Source organism: Pseudomonas sp. MEJ108 (genome assembly GCF_030208985.1).
Lineage (GTDB): Bacteria > Pseudomonadota > Gammaproteobacteria > Pseudomonadales > Pseudomonadaceae > Aquipseudomonas > Aquipseudomonas fragariae.
Map to the genome: position 1 here is coordinate 21,733 of NZ_JARVSW010000046.1, position 17,567 is coordinate 39,299.

General features: G+C 55.6%; 12 protein-coding genes, 4 tRNA genes and 1 riboswitch. Of the genes, 11 read left to right on the plus strand and 5 right to left on the minus strand.

The genetic code is table 11. From position 1 onward, the window contains the following. Positions 1-80 precede the first annotated feature (80 nt). A complete protein-coding gene (locus QRN50_RS19375) occupies positions 81-593 on the minus strand; it encodes a 6,7-dimethyl-8-ribityllumazine synthase (protein ID WP_003406469.1) in 513 nt (170 codons plus the stop codon). 126 nt (positions 594-719) lie between these two features. Further along, positions 720-885, minus strand: a riboswitch (FMN riboswitch). Positions 886-1,097: 212 nt separating this feature from the next. Between QRN50_RS19375 and ltaE the strand changes: the two genes are divergently transcribed. The 7 genes from ltaE to QRN50_RS19410 all read left to right on the plus strand — a co-directional run bounded on the left by ltaE (position 1,098) and on the right by QRN50_RS19410 (position 7,056). Beyond that, a complete protein-coding gene (gene ltaE / locus QRN50_RS19380; RefSeq protein ID WP_003406468.1) occupies positions 1,098-2,102 on the plus strand; it encodes a low-specificity L-threonine aldolase in 1,005 nt (334 codons plus the stop codon). A 144-nt stretch (positions 2,103-2,246) separates the two neighbouring features. After that, positions 2,247-4,871 (plus strand): alanine--tRNA ligase, encoded by a 2,625-nt coding sequence (alaS, locus tag QRN50_RS19385; protein ID WP_024642718.1) that lies wholly within the window; start codon positions 2,247-2,249, stop codon positions 4,869-4,871. Between the two features lie 91 nt (positions 4,872-4,962). Beyond that, the gene (locus QRN50_RS19390) at positions 4,963-6,195 is read left to right on the plus strand and encodes an aspartate kinase (RefSeq protein ID WP_003369901.1); all 1,233 of its coding nucleotides are present in this window, start codon (positions 4,963-4,965) and stop codon (positions 6,193-6,195) included. A gap of 169 nt (positions 6,196-6,364) precedes the next feature. Beyond that, positions 6,365-6,553, plus strand: a complete 189-nt coding sequence (gene csrA / locus QRN50_RS19395) for a carbon storage regulator CsrA (RefSeq protein ID WP_002554426.1) — start codon at positions 6,365-6,367, stop codon at positions 6,551-6,553. Between the two features lie 62 nt (positions 6,554-6,615). Beyond that, positions 6,616-6,706, plus strand: a tRNA-Ser gene (locus QRN50_RS19400). 109 nt (positions 6,707-6,815) lie between these two features. Beyond that, a tRNA-Arg gene (locus QRN50_RS19405) sits at positions 6,816-6,892 on the plus strand. Positions 6,893-6,979: 87 nt separating this feature from the next. Next, positions 6,980-7,056, plus strand: a tRNA-Arg gene (locus QRN50_RS19410). A gap of 44 nt (positions 7,057-7,100) precedes the next feature. Here QRN50_RS19410 and bamE read toward each other — a convergent pair. Beyond that, on the minus strand, positions 7,101-7,592 hold the full coding sequence (gene bamE / locus QRN50_RS19415; RefSeq protein WP_060400586.1) for an outer membrane protein assembly factor BamE domain-containing protein: 492 nt from the start codon (positions 7,590-7,592) through the stop codon (positions 7,101-7,103). A 325-nt stretch (positions 7,593-7,917) separates the two neighbouring features. On the opposite strand from bamE, the gene mgtE reads away from it, so the two are divergent. Next, positions 7,918-9,360 carry a magnesium transporter gene (mgtE, locus tag QRN50_RS19420; RefSeq protein WP_003412626.1) on the plus strand — a complete coding sequence of 481 codons (1,443 nt, stop codon included), beginning with the start codon at positions 7,918-7,920 and terminating at the stop codon, positions 9,358-9,360. 185 nt (positions 9,361-9,545) lie between these two features. On the opposite strand, the gene QRN50_RS19425 is transcribed toward mgtE, so the two are convergent. From QRN50_RS19425 to QRN50_RS19435, 3 genes are all read right to left on the minus strand, one after another. After that, the gene (locus tag QRN50_RS19425) at positions 9,546-9,872 is read right to left on the minus strand and encodes an Arc family DNA-binding protein (RefSeq protein WP_002554423.1); all 327 of its coding nucleotides are present in this window, start codon (positions 9,870-9,872) and stop codon (positions 9,546-9,548) included. A gap of 431 nt (positions 9,873-10,303) precedes the next feature. Next, positions 10,304-10,489, minus strand: a complete 186-nt coding sequence (locus tag QRN50_RS19430; RefSeq protein ID WP_003342564.1) for a PA3371 family protein — start codon at positions 10,487-10,489, stop codon at positions 10,304-10,306. 36 nt (positions 10,490-10,525) lie between these two features. After that, complete coding sequence (locus QRN50_RS19435; protein WP_024639118.1) at positions 10,526-10,765, minus strand: hypothetical protein; 240 nt, start codon at positions 10,763-10,765, stop codon at positions 10,526-10,528. Positions 10,766-11,082: 317 nt separating this feature from the next. On the opposite strand from QRN50_RS19435, the gene QRN50_RS19440 reads away from it, so the two are divergent. The 3 genes from QRN50_RS19440 (at position 11,083) to QRN50_RS19455 (ending at position 17,518) form a co-directional block, all read left to right on the plus strand. Continuing rightward, a tRNA-Arg gene (locus QRN50_RS19440) sits at positions 11,083-11,159 on the plus strand. Positions 11,160-12,459: 1,300 nt separating this feature from the next. Next, positions 12,460-14,694 (plus strand): hypothetical protein, encoded by a 2,235-nt coding sequence (locus QRN50_RS19450; protein ID WP_239986798.1) that lies wholly within the window; start codon positions 12,460-12,462, stop codon positions 14,692-14,694. 406 nt (positions 14,695-15,100) lie between these two features. Next, entirely contained in the window at positions 15,101-17,518 is a 2,418-nt protein-coding gene (locus QRN50_RS19455) for a helicase-related protein (RefSeq protein ID WP_054091451.1), read from the plus strand. Positions 17,519-17,567: the final 49 nt, after the last annotated feature.

Here is a 17,567-nt window from a genome sequence, read left to right on the forward strand (position 1 = left end):
CAGAGCGTCCAGAACGGCATTCCCACGCTGGAGCGTGAGGAGCGGTAGGTGTCCGGGAGGACACCTACCGATGCTGCGTCTCAGCAGGCCGCTTTCTGCTGTGCATCCAGACGGCGCAGGCTGCGTACCTTGGTCAGGGTGTCCGCGCAGGTCTTGGCCGCTTCTTCGCCCTTGTGCACGAAGTGATCGAAGAAGAACTTCTGATGCTCTTCGCCCGCATGGAAGTGATGCGGTGTCAGGACCACGGAGAACACCGGTACTTCGGTTTCCAGCTGGACCTGCATCAGCGCGCTGACCACTGACTGCGCGACGAATTCGTGACGATAGATGCCGCCGTCCACTACCAGTGCGGCGCCGACGATGCCAGCGTAGCGGCCGGTATTGGCCAGCAGTTTTGCATGCAGCGGGATTTCAAAGGCGCCGCCCACTTCAAAGATGTCGATATCGCTTTCGGCGTAGCCCTGATTGGCCATCTCGGCGATAAAACCTTTACGGCTCTGGTCGACGATATCCTTGTGCCAACAGGCCTGGATGAACGCGACACGCTCGTTTGCGTGACTTTTGCTTTTGCTGTCGATTGCAGTTGGTTGCACGTGTTCTGACTCCTGTTTATGGAAAAAACAGGGCATTTGGATCGAAAGGGATTCAAGCTGCGTAGGAAAGCCTCCTGAACGATGTCGTTCATGGATAGGTTTTACAGACGTTCTTGCTGACACCAATCCCGCTCTCTCTTCATCCGGACTATGACCGTCGGCCCCGGAATCACACCGGGTCTGCTGACCTTGCAGATCGCGGCCTACGCCACGACCCCCAAGCGCTCGCGGGCTAGACGCATTGCGCGTCATTACCGCCGGTGGGGAATTGCACCCCGCCCTGAGAACGTTGCCGTCACTTTACGTGGCCGGCGCGAGATTTTTATCATAGTTCGCTGGATCATGCATGGACACTTTCGTACGGTATACCTGCCTTTTTCTTATAAGGGCTCGGAGTATCGAGAGCCGCGGCGCTTGATTATCATGTACTGCAGCCTCAGTAATGCCTTGTTGCAAGCCAAAGGTTGCATGCATTATCGATCTTCAACTTCAGGGAGCTTTTTCGTGACTGTCATCGATCTGCGCAGCGACACAGTGACTCTGCCCACGGCCGGCATGCTCGATGCCATGGCACGTGCGCCCGTTGGCGATGATGTCTACGGCGAGGACCCTACCGTCAATCTGCTCGAAGCGACGCTTGCCGGACGCCTCGGGTTCGATGCCGCGCTGTTCGTGCCGTCGGGCACCATGAGCAATCTGCTGGCACTGATGGCGCACTGTGAGCGTGGCGATGAGTACATCGTCGGTCAGCAGGCCCACACCTATAAGTACGAGGGTGGTGGTGCGGCAGTGCTGGGCTCCATTCAGCCGCAGCCGCTGGAGGTGCAGGCCGACGGCTCCCTGGACCTGCAGCAGGTGCTCGACGCCATCAAGCCCGATGACTTTCACTTCGCCCGCACGCGCCTGCTGGCCCTGGAAAACACCATGCAGGGCAAGGTGCTGCCCCTGGACTATCTGGCTGCCGCGCGTACCCTGACCCTGGAAAAGGGGCTCGCCCTGCATCTGGACGGCGCGAGGCTGTACAACGCCGCGGTCAGGCTGGGTGTCGATGTCCATGAGATCACCCGGCACTTCGATTCGGTTTCGGTCTGTCTCTCCAAGGGGCTGGGCGCGCCGATCGGCTCGGTGCTGTGCGGTTCGCAGCCGTTGATCGCCAAGGCCCGCCGCTTGCGCAAGATGCTTGGCGGTGGCATGCGTCAGGCTGGAGGGCTGGCTGCGGCAGGGCTCTATGCGCTGGATCATCAGGTCGAGCGGTTGGCAGATGACCATGCCAACGCGGCGTTTCTGGCTGAAGGCCTGAGCGGGCTTGGCTACCCTGTCGAGCCGGTACAGACCAATATGGTCTATGTGCAGATCGGCGAACGCGCGGCATCGCTCAAAGCGTTCTGCGCCGAGCGGGGCATCGTACTCACGGCCGCGTCGCGGCTACGCATGGTGACCCACCTGAACGTGTCGCGCGCTCAGGTCGAACAGGTCATCGCCGCATTCGCAGCCTTTGAACATTCATGACATGCCGATAATCCAGTTACTTGTTTCTATCGCACAAACACACTGTACCGAGGGCGCAACGCCTATATAATGCGGCCCTTTGCCGTCGCTACGTCATTTGACGTTTTGCACTTGCCTCTGGCCGCAGTCTCCGTGGAAGAACCTATGAAAAGCGCAGAAATCCGTGAAGCCTTCCTTGGCTTCTTCGAAGAGCAAGGCCACACCCGTGTCGCTTCAAGCTCCTTGATTCCGGGCAATGACCCAACCCTGCTGTTCACCAACGCAGGCATGAACCAGTTCAAGGATTGCTTCCTGGGCCAGGAAAAGCGTGCCTACACCCGCGCCGTTACCAGTCAGAAATGCGTGCGTGCCGGTGGCAAGCACAACGACCTGGAAAACGTCGGCTATACCGCTCGTCACCATACTTTTTTCGAAATGCTGGGCAACTTCAGCTTCGGTGACTATTTCAAGCGTGATGCCATCACCTACGCCTGGACCTTCCTGACCTCCGAAAAATGGCTCAACCTGCCCAAGGAAAAACTCTGGGTCACGGTGTACGCCACTGACGACGAAGCCTACGACATCTGGACCAAGGAGATCGGCGTCCCCGCCGAGCGCATGGTCCGTATTGGCGACAACAAAGGCGCACCGTACGCCTCCGATAACTTCTGGACCATGGGTGATACCGGCCCGTGCGGTCCTTGCAGCGAGATTTTCTTCGATCACGGCCCGGAAATCTGGGGCGGCCCGCCAGGCTCGCCGGAAGAAGACGGCGACCGTTACATCGAAATCTGGAACAACGTATTCATGCAGTTCAACCGGACTGCGGATGGCGTGCTGCACCCGCTGCCGGCACCGTCGGTCGATACCGGCATGGGCCTGGAGCGTGTCAGTGCGGTGCTGCAGCACGTGCACTCCAACTATGAAATCGATCTGTTCCAGAGCCTGCTGGCTGCGTCGGCCAAGGCCATTGGTTGCAGCAATGACAACCAGGCTTCGCTGAAAGTCGTGGCTGACCACATCCGTTCGTGCGGCTTCCTGATCGCCGACGGCGTGCTGCCGTCCAACGAAGGGCGTGGTTATGTACTGCGCCGCATCATTCGTCGCGCCTGCCGTCACGGCAACAAGCTGGGTGCCAAGGGCAGCTTCTTCTACCAGATCGTTGCCGCGCTGGTTGCCGAGATGGGGTCTGCGTTCCCTGAGCTGGTGCAACAGCAGTCGCACATCGAACGCGTTCTGAAAGGCGAAGAAGAGCAGTTCGCCAAGACCCTCGAGCAAGGTCTGAAAATTCTCGAGCAGGATCTGGCCGACCTCAAAGGCACGGTGGTTCCGGGCGAAGTGGTGTTCAAGCTGTACGACACCTACGGTTTCCCGATGGACCTGACCGGTGACATCGCCCGCGAGCGTAACCTGACCCTCGACGAAGCAGGCTTCGAGCGTGAAATGGACGCCCAGCGCGTGCGCGCCCGTTCGGCCAGCTCGTTCGGCATGGATTACAACAGCCTGGTCAAGGTCGATGTGGCCACGCAGTTTACCGGTTACTCGGCGACCACTGGCAGCGCCAGCGTCGTGGCCCTCTATAAGGAAGGCCAGTCGGTTTCTCACCTGAATGAAGGCGAAGAGGGCGTGGTGATTCTCGACATCACCCCGTTCTACGCCGAGTCGGGCGGTCAGATCGGTGACAGCGGTTTCCTGCAGGCCGGTGACGCGCGCTTTGACGTCAGTGATACCACCAAGACCGGCGGTGCCTTCCTGCACCACGGCGTTGTGGCGTCCGGCAGCCTGAGCGTTGGCGCGCAGGTTGAAACACAAGTGGCTGATGAAGTTCGCGATGCAACCAAATTGAACCATTCGGCCACTCACTTGCTGCACGCCGCATTGCGTCAGGTGCTGGGTGAGCACGTTCAGCAGAAAGGCTCGCTGGTTGACAGTCAGCGCCTGCGCTTCGACTTCAGCCACTTCGAAGCGATCAAGGCCGAGCAACTGCGCGCGCTGGAAGATATCGTCAACGCCGAGATTCGCAAGAACACCGAGGTAATGACCGAAGAAACCGATATCGACACGGCGAAGAAGAAGGGCGCCATGGCGCTGTTCGGCGAGAAGTACGGTGACAGCGTTCGTGTGCTGAGCATGGGCGGCGAGTTCTCCGTCGAGCTGTGCGGTGGCATTCACGCCAGCCGTACCGGTGACATCGCGCTGTTCAAGATCGTCAGTGAGGGCGGTGTTGCAGCAGGCGTGCGCCGTATCGAGGCCGTCACCGGCGCTGCGGCGCTGGCCTGGCTGAATTCGGCCGAGGATCAACTCAAGGAAGCCGCGACGCTGGTCAAAGGCAATCGCGACAACCTGCTGGACAAGCTGACGGCGGTGATTGAACGCAACCGTCTGCTGGAAAAACAACTGGAACAACTGCAAGCCAAGGCAGCCAGTGCCGCCGGTGACGACCTGTCGTCAGCGGCGCTGGATGTCAAAGGGGTCAAGGTTCTGGCCACGCGCCTGGATGGTCAGGACGGCAAGGCGCTGTTGGCGCTTGTCGATCAGTTGAAGAACAAGCTCGGCCGCGCAGTGATCCTGCTCGGCAGTGTTCATGAGGACAAGGTTGTCTTGGTCGCAGGCGTGACCAAGGACCTGACTGGCCAACTCAAAGCCGGTGATTTGATGAAGCAGGCAGCTGCCGCCGTGGGTGGTAAAGGTGGTGGTCGTCCTGATATGGCTCAAGGCGGTGGTGTCGATGCCGGTGCGCTGGATTCAGCGCTGGCACTGGCCGTTCCTTTTGTAGAGCAGGGTATCTGAGTCGGGTCAGCGGGCCTGCCGCACACCGGCAGGCCGCACTTGGACTCGAATGTTAATGGGTGCTCTTAACGGGATTTGAGGCGGCTTTGAGATGGCTTTAATCGTACAGAAATTTGGCGGCACCTCCGTGGGCTCTGTAGAGCGCATCGAGCAGGTGGCCGACAAGGTCAAGAAATTCCGTGAGGCGGGTGACGACCTGGTGGTCGTGCTGTCGGCCATGAGCGGTGAAACCAATCGTCTGATCGAGCTGGCCAGGCAGATCAGTGATCAGCCGGTTCCCCGTGAGCTGGATGTCATTGTCTCCACGGGCGAGCAGGTCACCATCGCGCTGCTGGCGATGGCCTTGATGAAGCGTGGCGTTCCGGCGGTGTCCTACACCGGCAATCAGGTACGTATTCTCACCGACAGCGCGCACAACAAGGCGCGCATTCTGCAGATCGACGACCAGAAGATCCGCTCCGACCTGAAAGCGGGTCGCGTGGTGGTGGTCGCCGGTTTCCAGGGTGTCGACGAACACGGCAATATCACCACCCTCGGCCGTGGTGGCTCGGACACGACCGGTGTTGCCCTGGCGGCGGCGCTGAAAGCGGACGAGTGCCAGATCTACACCGACGTCGATGGCGTCTACACCACCGATCCGCGTGTCGTGTCGCAGGCCCAGCGCCTCGACAAGATCACCTTCGAAGAGATGCTGGAAATGGCCAGCCTCGGTTCCAAGGTGCTGCAGATCCGTGCGGTCGAATTCGCCGGCAAATACAATGTCCCGCTGCGCGTTCTGCACAGCTTCAAAGAGGGGCCGGGCACCCTTATTACAATCGATGAAGAGGAATCCATGGAACAGCCGATCATTTCCGGCATCGCCTTCAACCGCGATGAAGCCAAGCTGACCATCCGTGGTGTGCCAGACACCCCCGGCGTGGCGTTCAAGATTCTCGGCCCGATCAGCGCGGCCAATATCGAAGTGGACATGATCGTGCAGAACGTCTCGCACGATAACACCACCGATTTCACCTTCACGATCCATCGCAACGACTATCAGGCGGCCTTGCAGGTGCTCGAAGCCACCGCGCGTGAAATCAGCGCGCGTGAAGTGTCCGGCGATACCAAGATCGCCAAGGTGTCCATCGTCGGCGTCGGCATGCGCTCGCATGCCGGCGTTGCGAGTCGTATGTTCGAAGCGCTGGCCAAGGAGAGCATCAATATCCAGATGATCTCCACATCGGAAATCAAGGTTTCCGTGGTCATCGAAGAGAAATACCTGGAGTTGGCTGTGCGCGCATTGCACACGGCCTTTGAGCTGGATGCTCCGCGGCAGGGTGAATGACCCTGTCATCGAAGGGCGCGGCGTGACCGCGTCTTTCGGGTGCTGCGCAGAAGGGCTTTTGTTTTCTTTGCGTTAGTCGATATACAGGTAGTGGTCATGGCGTTTTGCTAGTGTCACTGCCTATAGGTTGCAGACTGTTGTCCCTGAATAAAGGCGTAAGGAGAAAAGTATGCTGATTCTGACTCGTCGGTGCGCGGAAAGCCTGATCATTGGGGATGGTGAAATCACCGTCACCGTGCTCGGAGTGAAGGGTAATCAGGTGCGTATTGGTGTCAATGCGCCCAAGGAAGTCGCTGTCCACCGTGAAGAGATTTACCTGCGTATCAAGAAAGAGAAGGACGAAGAACCAAGCCATTAATTTTTATTGAATTTTTGGTTTGCAAACGGGGAAAAGGGTGGTTATTATACGCCCCGTGTTGCGGAGAGCTGGCCGAGTGGCCGAAGGCGCTCCCCTGCTAAGGGAGTACACCTCAAAAGGGTGTCGGGGGTTCGAATCCCCCGTTCTCCGCCATTATTTATGTAGTGCGTAAGATTGGGCTTGATCTGTAAGTTGTTGAATTTACTGGAAAAAGTGCTTGACTAAACAATCTTACGACCTATAATGCGCGGCACCAACACATGCACTCGTAGCTCAGCTGGATAGAGTACTCGGCTACGAACCGAGCGGTCACAGGTTCGAATCCTGTCGAGTGCACCATTTAAAGTTGTTTGAAGTGTTGTAAGCAATTACAAGGTTTCCGATAACTGGCTCCAACCAGAGGTGATCTGGTCTAAAAACACCAATGCACTCGTAGCTCAGCTGGATAGAGTACTCGGCTACGAACCGAGCGGTCACAGGTTCGAATCCTGTCGAGTGCACCATACAAACGAAAAGCCCACATCGAAAGATGTGGGCTTTTTGCTTTCTAGCGTTTTCCTTTAACGCATCCGTGCTCGTCAAATGTCACCTTATGGCTGCGGCCTTTTTTCTGGTTGTACACGTAATGCAATTCTCCGTTGCGGTGGGTGACTTTGTCGGGGCGCCCCAGCAGGCTCTCGACATCACGCTGCGTCATACCGGGAGGGGTGCGCTGGTTGATGATCGCAGTCCGGCGCTGTTCGGCGCTCAGGCGGTTGCCGCAGCCATCATCGCGTGTGCCGACCACGACAACTGTCCGGTCTGCCGGTTTTTCACGCACAGTATGCGCAGTGTCGGCGGGCGGAAGCACATCGATACGGGTTCCCGGCGGCGCATTGAAGGCTTTCTGCAGACGGCTGCTGTGCCCATCCGGGCATCCCAGGGTGGTAAACGTAATCTTTCCGGATGCATCCTCGCAGCGATGCACGTTGCTGGCGGTTGCAGTTGCAGGTAGGCAGAGCAGGGCGCTCCACAGCAGCAGATGATTGGCAGGTCGCATGCCCAGGGTCCTCCGTGACGGGTGTCAGCAAAGGCTAACGCCCGCCTTTGGACGGGGCGAGCGTGTTTTATTGGCTGAATGTGACGTCGAACCCTGGCTGGCTTACGGAGTTGTGCAGGTTTGCACTGCAAACGGTTGTTCTGAGCTGAATTTTCTCGCGTGCGCTTCGCTCAAAGCGGTGTATCATTGCGCCCGTCAGCTCCGCCGGGGCTTGTGGAACACCTCCATGGACATACCCAGTCGTTACTCGATAATGTTTTTCAACAATCATGAATTAACTGATTGATCTCCCGGCGTGCCCCGCTGCTGGGAGTGGAGTTCGCCTATGACCGAAAGAGAAGTAAAAAAAACGCAGGAAAGCTTGCAGGATCGCCTGGCTCAGGTTGTCGATCTGCTGCAGCGCCAGCGTATTGTTGAAGACCTGACCCACCGTCAGGAAGGTCAGCATCAGGACCGTGTAGAAAACCTGGTTCACCGGCAGAACCTCGTCGAGTTGCAACGCAAGCTCGAAGACCTTCACTCTGCCGACGTCGCTTATATCCTTGAAGCCTTGCCCCTGGAAGACCGTCTGACCGTCTGGCAGCTGGTCAAGGCCGATCGCGACGGCGACATTCTTCTTGAAGTATCCGATTCCGTTCGTGAAACCCTGATCGCCGACATGGACGATCATGAGTTGCTCGCGGCGGCACGGGACATGGACGCCGACGAACTGGCCGACCTTGCTCCCGAGTTGCCCCGCGACGTCGTTCACGAGCTCATGGAAACACTGGATTCACAGCAGCGTGAGCGCGTGCGGTCGGCCCTGTCCTATGACGAGGATCAGGTCGGTGCATTGATGGACTTCGAGATGGTGACGATCCGTGAGGACGTCAGCCTTGAAGTCGTGCTGCGCTACCTGCGCAGGCTCAAAGAGCTGCCCGGTCACACCGACAAACTGTTCGTAGTCGATTCCGAGGGGGTGCTCAAGGGCGTGCTGCCGATCAAGCGTCTGCTGGTCAATGATCCGGAGAAGCAGGTTGGCGAAGTCATGGCCAACGATCCGGTCAGCTTTCACCCGGAAGACGATGCCTACGATGCGGCACAGGCGTTCGAGCGTTACGACCTTATCTCCACGCCGGTGGTGGACAAGAACGGCAAGCTGATTGGCCGTTTGACCATCGATGAAATGGTCGATCTGATTCGTGAGGAAAGCGAAAGCGAAGTCCTCAACATGGCGGGTCTGCGTGAAGAAGAAGACATCTTCGCGTCGGTATGGCGTTCGCTGCGCAACCGCTGGGCCTGGCTGGCAGTCAATCTGGTAACCGCGTTTCTGGCCTCGCGTGTGATCGGCCTGTTCGAAGGCTCCATCGAGAAGCTGGTGGCGCTCGCTGCGCTGATGCCTATCGTGGCCGGGATCGGTGGCAACTCCGGTAATCAGACCATCACCATGATCGTGCGCGCGATGGCGCTGGACCAGGTCAATACCGGTAATACCGCGCGATTGCTGCGCAAGGAGCTCGCTGTCGGCCTGATCAACGGCCTGATATGGGGGGGTGTGATCGGCGTGGTCGCCTACCTGCTGTATGACAGCTGGTCGCTGGGTGTGGTCATGACCGCAGCCATGACGCTGAATCTGTTGCTGGCAGCGCTGATGGGCGTTTCCATTCCCATGGCGCTTTCCCGCCTGGGACGAGATCCGGCGATGGGGGCAAGCGTCATGATTACGGCGATGACCGACAGCGGCGGCTTCTTCATCTTTCTAGGGCTGGCGACGATTTTTCTGCTCTAAGTCTCGCGACTCTTACAGTCTTTTGAAATAAAAAACCGCCGTGATCAGGCGGTTTTTTATGCTTCGGCCAAGTCTTCATGTCGCTGTGTAACACAATAAGCCGACGACTAATAAAGAGAAAGACTACAAAAAGGCTATAACGAAAAAGGCCAGCTTTCGCTGGCCTTTGTCTGTTACGTCAAATCTCAGGACTCTTCGGAAGCGAGTTCCGTGTCATGAGCAATCAGCGAAACAAGGGCGTTCTGTTGACGATGTGAAAGCTGACGAAAGCGTTGCAGCAGCTCGCGTTCGTGCAAGGACAGCTCAGGACTATCGAGACGCAGGCTTGGTTCATCACCAAGAGCACCTTCCTGAATCAGGCTTTGTTCGAGACGAGCAATGATCTCCGAGTTCATGCTGCGGTGATGATTCTTGGCTACCTCTTGCACGCGATTACGCATGCCGTCTGGTAGGCGAACGACGAACTTGTCAGCCGTGCGGCTGGAATAAGTAGCCTGTTTCATAGGGCTCATATATTTAACCGGTTAGTTCAGGGGAAGCGGTTCTAGCAAGTGGCCGCAAGATTGTCACAGTCTGACAATCATTTTGGCCAAATGTTCAACCGGGGTTCCAAGGGGCCGACATCATGCCGTATTACGTCGAATCCTTGGCGTCAATTCTGTGACAAATATTGACTCAGGTAGCGGCGTATTGCCAGCACCAATTATCAGAAATGCGAGCGAATTTGCAAAGTCATCGCATTTGTCCCCGGATAAAAGGGCACGCCACCGAGCCTTTTTAACGATCATGGCCATTTGACTCTGAGTATGCGTCTAAATTCAGCGTGAGCGAGGTTAGCCGACCAAGGGTTGGCTGCGATGCAGGAGGTTTCTTCTAAAGGAGGGGGAAATTCTGGATGCGAACGGTCAGACGACCGGGCAAATTGCTGCAGGTAGCTTCGCTGTCAGCGAAGCACCGGGTCGAACTTGAAGCGACGACCGACGAACAGCGCAACCACGAAGAGACTGGCGAACACACCGGCGGCGATATTTGCAGCGATACTCATGGCTTGTGCATTAACAGGAAGCAAAAGGTCGACAACGACAGCCATGATCGCCAGGACCAGAAATGACAACGCGGATTTTGACATGGCTACTCTCTCTTGAAAGGGTCGTTGCGGGCGTTATCAGAAAACCCAGCGCTGTTCGGCGCGTGGAAACTGAAGTGACTCATCATCGTCATTAGCCAGCATCGCCGCGCTTGCAACGCGGTCAGTCATGATGGCCAGCTTTGGCGCCTGACTGATCTGGTGGTGCACAGGAGCAGGCGTGATGGCCTGAGCGTCCTTGATACCAGAATCCTGGAAATGAAATGCCACCAGAGCCACCAGAGCTGCCGCATTCAACGCTGAGAGAGTCTTGTTCATTTTCCAGTACCTGTGCCCGACCGTTTGGGATGAGATGTGTTCCACAGATATCAATAATGCAGTCTGCATGCCAATCAGAAAATGATAAAAAATCCTATTAAATCAGTTACTTATCAAATCAAAAAAAGTGCTCTACAGTGCGTTTTGCAATGATGGCTTTTTGGGGTGTTGCAAATTGCATGATCGGTTTATCGGGCCGTGTTTCCAGGCGACATCGGCTACAGGGTCGAAGGGCAATGACGACATGACAAAAGCGCCACATGCCGCTAAGATGCACGCCGTCCTCGCTGGCACCGATCGGTGTGTCGGCACGCAGTGTCTCAGTAGCTCAATTGGATAGAGCATCCCCCTCCTAAGGGGAAGGTTGCAGGTTCGAACCCCGCCTGGGACACCATACATACATGCCACCAACCTTTGCTGAACGAGCTGCCTCTTTGAGCCTCTGCTCAGCATGAATAGCCGTATGTCGTCCAATACCAGTGATAGTCTAAAAGTGAGAGAGCCTCGGCTCGCTTTTCGATGAGCAAGCGTTCAGGATCACGAGTCACTTGGTAGGCTCTTCCTGGTACACGTGGAATCTCAGTCAATGATGGTTCCTTAGGCGCGGGCAGGCTTACCCTTGTCCGAGGATACACCCTAGCCACTAGCACAAAACGAATCACGTAACGGGAGTAAGGGCGTCTGTCTAATCCATTTCCAGCATGTATCGACAATGATCGCATAGCGCATCCGAATGGATTTCCTCAATGTGTGCTTCGTCATCAAGTGGAGCGCCGCATTGCCTACACTCAGGAGCTTTCGGGCCATCTCCACAAATGGCGCAGCGTTGCTCCTCGACAACGTACGAGTCGTGGTAACAGTGTTCGCAGAGATCCAAGGGGCCTTCACCACCCTGGGTGGCTGCAATGTAAAGGTCAGAGAAATATTTTCCAGTAAGCATTGAGCTAACCACATCACCAAATTGCGATGTAGCTTCGCATCGGGTGCACTGAAGCGCAGTTAGTGAAAGTGTTTCGACGTCGCCGAAGGCTTTCATCAGCTTGGCCCTGCATTCTGGGCAGCTCAGATGCTCTGTTGCGCTTGCAAGAATATCCGATGGCCAAGATACATGGGGCTGCCATTGAAGCGCTGGAATCGTAACTACATCACCGCGCTTAAAATTCTGGAGTTAGACCTTTCCCCTGCCAAGCAGGTCGACAAAATGCTGCTCCTTCTTGAGTGGATGAGCACAATGGAGAATGCACCGCGCTTGGACTTGAGTGGTCAACCAGCCGGTATTGCAACCGCGACTCAGGCTATGCATGCCAAGCAGCAATGCTCGCGGCAACGCGGTCAAGACCGACGACATCGTGCGAAGCGGAAAGAGGGGGGCCAGGCTCCCGCTGCCGTCGCCACAGTGGAGCGGGATACGAACTGAATCTTGTCTAGATGCGATGGGAGCAGGAATCTCGACGAGATGCTTGGCGATCATTAGCATGGCCTCTCTTAGCAGCAATATGGCTGAGAGAGAGGCTAGTGCTAGATCAATTTCCTGGTTAAAAAGCCGACGTGGTGATGGCTGTTTGCCTTTACCCGCAAGCGTAATCTCGATACTGTGGGTGTAATAAGCCGAAAGGTGCTGTGACGCAGTTATCGCTCGTGTGCCTTGAGTGTTCACAAGGCGGAAGCAGCGTAATCATGGAGTTTTATTCAACATGGATTGGGATCCCCTCCTAGGCCAACTCTGGGCTGATGCCGCCTCAGATCCTGAGGTGCTAGCCATCAAAATCCGCGCCTGCCTTGATGGCCATTCTTCGGATGGGCTGCTCGAAGCAATCTCCCTATTGGTTGCTCAAAATCAAAATGAGGCCGCAAAGCGACTGCTTAACGAGTTCCTGCGAAACCATCAGGCTGCGGACTTCATCCGGCGAAGGCTTGAGCTCAGTTTTGATTCACAGGCTTATCGAACTGCCGACAGGGTACCAACGAAGGGCAAGCTCGGCGGCAATGAGGTATTGCTCAAAGACGTTAACAGCTTGGTTGCATCGGGTGAGTTAGACGCGGCAGAAACCATTATCCAGGAATCCATCAGTCAGTTTGAGGAGCCTGACGATCTTGTCCTGCTCAGCCGAGTTTATCTGCTCCAGGGACGAGCTTCAGATAGCGCCAAGGCTGAGCAACGTGGTCTGATGTTGAAGCGCCAACGGCAGGCGTTCGTCGAAACGATTTCGGCAGAGTCGCTACAGGACGACCTTCCGACTATGAGCGACCTAGCATTTATCGATGGCTCCGCCAGTGTTCTGGCCGAGTTGGATGGGGCTGCTGCACCTTCTCTCCCGAAAACGTTGACGATGGCAATCAAAAGCTCCCTCAACTTCGTCGAGCAGACTTCCTCCCTGGACTTGACAGGTCGTGACCACCCTTCTTGGGGCAGCACCTCGCAATTAACATCCGACGAGTTCCCAGATGCCGTCGATGACAGGGGGGAGGAGTGGGCGGGTACTGAGCTCACAGCGGGCATACCCGAAAGCGCTGCGGCGGAAGGCAAGGAGAAAGAGGAGGAGGCTCCTGCTCCCAAAAATATCCTCAAACTTGCCCGGCCCAGAGGGTCAGCCGATTCTGATGGCGGCCTCCCTACTGTCAAGATGGTCACTCGATCTACGCGTTCTTGGCACGTTGTCCCACCGTCGGAGCAACCTACGGAGCCTGAGAGTTTCTCAGCAGACGCAACTCCGAACCCATCCCTTCAAGTAGATCTGCCAACGGTTCAAAACTCAGATTACGTTGAGTATGAGTACGAGTACGACGATAACGATGATGAGGAAAGCGAACGCTATGGATTGCCTGATTCGGGGCTAGTCTTTCCGACCGTTCCTGCGACCTTCGCCGATGACGCTGCCGAGGATGACGATGGCGTGGAAAATGGTTTGCAGGGGCTTTCGATCATTTACCTGGAAACAGAGTACGAACCGGAGAGTGCCGTTTCTGGGGATGACTTCCGAGATGTTGATGACGACTACGCAGCTTATGCCTTTGATCCGGATGAGGTTTTTGACGAATTGGCCTGCGAAGATACTAATGGCCAATCTGACCGTCTTTCGCGTCAAGACCGTGCACTTCAGAAAGCCGCCGAATTGATTGGTAGCGCTAACTGGCCGTTCAGCGCTCTCCCATTGGTTCAGCAGATATTTGTTATGAGCGGGTGGGGCGCAACCCGTCTGGCACTGGAAAGAGAGATCGAAAAAGGTCTAACTCCTCAGGAGCTGATCCTGGCGTCACACATCAAGGTTATCTGGGCCGAAAACGACATTTACTGGATTGCTTTTGACAAGACCGGAAGCAGCCGTCTTTCTCACCAGGTGCTCTCATGGCCTACAGCGTTGCTGATCGTTCGATCATTTGATTTGCTGCCACAGATGGAAGAGCTTGAGGTCTTCTTGGAGGAGCTTTTCGCTTCCTGGTACGAGAACAACATCCTGCGCCGGGCATTCAGGGCCTTTGCACGATACTTGTGGTTCAAATTCTCTAGTCTGCCAGGCTGTTTGCCCGCCAATCAGCATTTTGATTTTTGTGATCCTCGTAGCTTACCTGCTGAAGAATACAGCGACCTAGGGTTCTACGATTTGCTGGAAATCGAGAAGGCCCAGATTCTTCGCCGTCGCGGCGTGATTGCGACCAAACACCCGCAAGAGCCAAGTTGCTATTTCAGCGACAAACCGCCCCGAGTGATAGAGGAGCCGCCGCCCAAGAAGAGCATAAAGCAAAATGGCATGGATGAAACAGAAAGTCTTGAAGACGCTGAGGATGAAGATGAGATCGTCGACGACGATGATCTCACGACCTCTGAATCCTCAAATGCTTCACTCGTGCCTATGCACGCGCTCACTATCGACCAACCCACGCTTGGCATTGAAAGGCTAGAAAAAGGATCTGCGCATGAAGCACCTTAGACTTACCCACGTTCCAGGCTGCTGGGTCAGCCAAACCCTACCAGGTGGCGGTAGCGAACGCCGGGGGATCGTCAAGCTGGCGATCACTAAGGAGTCTGGTGATGAGCTTCAGGTTCATTGGTTTACTCCAGAAAGGAGGTTGGCCTATGTAGATGCATCAGCCGTGCGCTCGGGTTTTAAAAACGGCATGGATGTGGTGGATGAAAATCCATCCACCGGGGTTCGCTCGCTGGGGCAGGGCGTAGTAATGCAACAGCGGATTCTCGCGGGCAGCGAACAGGTGTTGGTTGATTTTCCTGAGCGCGGTGAACGCCATTGGCTTCCCTATCAGTATTTGAGACAAGTGAAGGGCGTTAAGCATCGCTTTTGCACTGCTCAGAAAGGCGAAGCGCGTGATGCAGAGCGCATGCGGCTGCGAATGCTGGCCTACGCCATCAAGGTGTGGAACGAGAATACTGGGGCCCTTTCGCACCTCGGAATTGATCCTTTGCCGCACCAGATACATCTGGTGCACCGTATCCTTGCATCGTGCAACTTCAGTTGGTTGATCGCGGATGATGTGGGGCTAGGAAAAACGATTGAAACCGGGATGCTGTTGCATGCTTTGCGGCAGCGCGATCTGGCTAAGCGTATTCTCCTCATCACGCCTGCGGGCTTGACCAAACAATGGAAGGAGGAGCTTTACGATAAATTTCAGCTTGATGAGTTCAGGATTTATGGAGAGGACTTCTTCATCGATGAGCCCCGCGAGTGGAAGATGTACGACTGCGTGATCGGTTCGATGGATCGACTGAAGCAAGCAGATCACTTGGAAAGCCTGCTTCAGGCTGAACCTTGGGATCTGGTTATTTTTGATGAGGCTCATCGACTGAGTCGCCGTCAGTACGGGCTAAAGCTGGATAGCTCAGAGCGGTACGATTTAGCGAAGAATCTTCGCACTCATACCCAACACATGCTGCTGCTGAGTGCCACCCCACACCAAGGCATGCAGGACAAATTCGTAGCGCTGCTCGAGCTGCTGCGGCCTGAGCGGCGTACAGAGCTCATGGCGCTGAACCTGAAGCCTGAAATTCTGCACGACATGGTGTTCCGTAATCACAAGGCGGATGTGACAGATGCTGAAGGGAATTTTATTTTCCAAGGCAAGATCACTAGCGCTTTACAGGTGCCAAGCAGCCGAGAATCCATAGACTTCGATAAAACGCTTCAGGCTTATCTCCGCAAAGGGTATGACGCCGGCGAATCGCTAGGTCGTACTGGCAATGCCATTGGGTTCGTGATGACGGTTTATCGAAAGCTTGCTGCATCCAGTGCGGCTGCCATTCATCGAGCCCTATGCAACCGGCTACAAAGACTTTTAGACGATCACGCGACCATCGCTATCGAAGATGAGATAAGCGACGAGCGTTATCTAGGTGAGTGGGAAGAGCAAGTCGCCACCGATGCTCGCGAGTTCTTTGCTGGCGAGGTTCAACTGCTCCAGGATCTTATTGCCGAGGCCGCCTTGCTGAAGGCAAACGATCTAAAACTTAAACTGTTCGTAGAGGATATCATCGGCAAAATCAACGCTGGAAATCCTGACGAGAAGGTGCTGATTTTCACCGAATATCGCACGACCCAGAGTTACCTAAGAGATGCTCTTGCTGATCGCTACGGAATTGACCGAGTCGATCTCATCAACGGCTCGATGCAGCACGCTGACCGGCGACAAGCCATCAAGCGTTTTGAGGAGCAGGGCCGCTTCTTGATCTCAACTGAAGCAGGCGGGGAGGGTATTAACCTCCAGAGCAAGTGCCATGTCATGGTTAACTATGATTTGCCATGGAACCCTATGCGCCTGGTTCAGCGGATCGGTCGTTTGTATCGCTATGGGCAAAAAAAGAAAGTAGTCGTATTCAACATCCAGCAAGCCGATAGCTTGGATCAGAATATCGTCGACTTGATGTATGAGCGCATCGATAGTGTGGTGGCCGACCTGGCCGGGGTTCAAAAGCATGAATTCAATGATGGCCTGAAAGACGAAATCCTTGGTCAGCTTGCAGAGTTGATTGATGTCGAAAGCATTCTCCAAGAGGCCACGAAGCTCGGTATTGATCGCACACGTGAGCGGATTGATGAAGCCTTAAATCAGGCGCGTTCTGCCGCCGCCAAGCAGCGGGAATTGTTCGTCCATGCTGCTTCCAGCGACCCACGCGAATTGCGTGATGAGCTAGAAATCACTACTGATCACCTCTACAGCTTTGTTTTGGGCATGTTCGATCAATTAGGCATCGAAGTCGCAGAGCGAAGCCATAAAGAAAGGCTGCTGCGGATTCGCTTTTCTGACCAAGTGATGCGTGAGATGGGTTTTTCGCGGAAAGCTCCTCAGCGTATGGACGTAACCCTTGATCGTACTTTGGCTGCAAACCGGCCCGGCACTCATATGCTCGATCTCAATTCCAAGCTGATGCAATACCTACTGGGCAAAGCCTGCGAATATGACTTTGGCGGTTTGGCTGCGACAATTAAGGCTCCTGAGCTTGGCGATGGAGCGATGCTTGGGGCGATGTTACGGTGGCAGGGCCCGCAGGGCAAACGCATGCGCCAAGAGTTTGTGGCTATCCAGATTAACGATGGTAGAGCCACGATGAACCCTCTCACAGCAACTCAGTGGCTACTCACTCCCGCTGAAAGCAGTACCCACACCCCTGAAGAGGATGTATCCAAATCTCTGTTTCTTACCGCAGAGGAAATCGCTAATCGCCGGCTCGCCGGTGCTAGTAATCGTTACCTAGTACCCGAGAATCTCGATTGGGCAGCGGCAGGTTGGGCGCAGTTGATCTGATGTAGCGGCACTAGGCCCCAGCGTATCGAGCACTCAGTATGCACGGGCC

Excerpts from the sequence above, each read along its gene's own strand:
- alaS (WP_024642718.1), top strand. The coding sequence starts at position 2,247 with ATGAAAAGCGCAGAAATCCGTGAAGCCTTCCTTGGCTTCTTCGAAGAG.
- QRN50_RS19390 (WP_003369901.1), top strand. The coding sequence starts at position 4,963 with ATGGCTTTAATCGTACAGAAATTTGGCGGCACCTCCGTGGGCTCTGTA.
- csrA (WP_002554426.1), top strand. The coding sequence starts at position 6,365 with ATGCTGATTCTGACTCGTCGGTGCGCGGAAAGCCTGATCATTGGGGAT.
- bamE (WP_060400586.1), bottom strand. The coding sequence starts at position 7,592 with ATGCGACCTGCCAATCATCTGCTGCTGTGGAGCGCCCTGCTCTGCCTA.
- mgtE (WP_003412626.1), top strand. The coding sequence starts at position 7,918 with ATGACCGAAAGAGAAGTAAAAAAAACGCAGGAAAGCTTGCAGGATCGC.
- QRN50_RS19425 (WP_002554423.1), bottom strand. The coding sequence starts at position 9,872 with ATGAGCCCTATGAAACAGGCTACTTATTCCAGCCGCACGGCTGACAAG.
- QRN50_RS19430 (WP_003342564.1), bottom strand. The coding sequence starts at position 10,489 with ATGTCAAAATCCGCGTTGTCATTTCTGGTCCTGGCGATCATGGCTGTC.
- QRN50_RS19435 (WP_024639118.1), bottom strand. The coding sequence starts at position 10,765 with ATGAACAAGACTCTCTCAGCGTTGAATGCGGCAGCTCTGGTGGCTCTG.
- QRN50_RS19450 (WP_239986798.1), top strand. The coding sequence starts at position 12,460 with ATGGATTGGGATCCCCTCCTAGGCCAACTCTGGGCTGATGCCGCCTCA.
- QRN50_RS19455 (WP_054091451.1), top strand. The coding sequence starts at position 15,101 with ATGCGGCTGCGAATGCTGGCCTACGCCATCAAGGTGTGGAACGAGAAT.